1 protein-coding gene and 1 other annotated feature are annotated in these 1,304 nt (G+C 64.8%); the gene reads right to left on the bottom strand.

The genetic code is table 11. The features are described 5' to 3' along the window. Positions 1-50: 50 nt before the first annotated feature. Positions 51-1,252 (bottom strand): IS3 family transposase gene (locus tag ETD96_RS43955; protein ID WP_240808654.1). Its coding sequence is split into 2 segments (ribosomal slippage): positions 51-967 and positions 967-1,252, totalling 1,203 coding nucleotides; the frame shifts between segments, so codons are not numbered across the junction. After that, positions 861-974, bottom strand: a sequence feature (AL1L pseudoknot). Its footprint overlaps the gene before it by 114 nt. Positions 1,253-1,304 lie beyond the last annotated feature (52 nt).

Raw genomic sequence — 1,304 nt, forward strand, 5'->3', positions numbered from 1 at the left:
TGGACCGCCCCGGCGATGTTGGAGGCTCAGATTGTTGGTTCTCAGCCGGTCTAGGTCGCTGTGCCACGTGACCGGTTGAACGCTTCCTCGTACTCGCGCGGGGGAATGTTCCCGCAGTAAGAATGTATCCTTTCGGTGTTGTACCACGCCACCCATTCCATTGTGGCGAGCGTCACGTCCATGACGTTTTCCCAGCCTCTGTGGAAGTCGATGAGTTCCTTCTTGTAGAGGCTGTTGAGCGACTCGGCGGCGGCGTTATCGTAGGAATCGCCCTTGCTGCCGACCGAACGGGCCGCGCCGATCTGGTCCAGCCGCTCGGCGTACCGGATCGCCGTATATTGCACACCCCTGTCGCTGTGATGCACCAGGCCGTCGTCGATACCACCACGCGACCAGATCGCCATTTCCAGCGCATCCAATGCCAGTTCGGCACCCAAGTGATCGGAGACCTGCCACCCCACAATCGCCCGAGAGAACAAGTCCTGCACGAACGCGGCGTACACCCACCCGGCGGCGGTGTCGACATAGGTGATGTCAGCCACCCACCGCCTGTTGGGGGCATCCGCGGTGAAGTCGCGTTCCAGCAGGTCACCCGGACGCTCCACGCCCGCCACCGTGGTCCGGGGCCGCTTTCGGGACGCGCACACCCCGGCGATGCCCAACTCGCGCATCAGCCGCTCCACCGTGCACCGGGCAACCTGCACTTCCTCACGATTCAGGTGCGTCCACACCTTCCGCGCCCCGTACACCCGCCGGCCCGGACCTTCCCACACCCGCACGATCTCCTTCTTCAACCATTCGTCACGCACCGCACGAGCCGACGGTTGCAGCTCGCGTTTCTTGGCCGCCCAATACGTCGACGGCGCACACTCCAGCACCGCGCAGATCGGGTCCACTCCGAACTGCTCCCGGTGGGAATCGATGAACTCGACTAGCGCGGCAGTTTCGGGTCGAGTTCCCGGGCGAAATACGCGCTGGCGGCCTTCAAGATCTCGTTCGCCCGCCGCAACTCGCGGTTCTCGCGCTCCAGCTCGGCGATCCTTTGCGCATCGCTGGTCGTAGTCCCTGGACGCTGCCCGCCATCGACCTCGACCTGCCGGATCCAGGTCCGCAACGCCTCACGGTGCACCCCGAGCTGGTCGGCGACACGGGCGATCGTCCCGGTCCGCTCACCTGTCTGCTCGCGCAGCTCAAAGACCATACGGACCGCGCGTTCACGCAGCTCAACGGAGTACTTTCTCGGGGGTGCCATAGCCCCTCACCCTTCCAGGTTTCAGGGCCTCCACCCAACCCGGGGCGCTCCA

The sequence above is a fragment of the Actinomadura geliboluensis genome (assembly GCF_005889745.1).
Lineage (GTDB): Bacteria > Actinomycetota > Actinomycetes > Streptosporangiales > Streptosporangiaceae > Spirillospora > Spirillospora geliboluensis.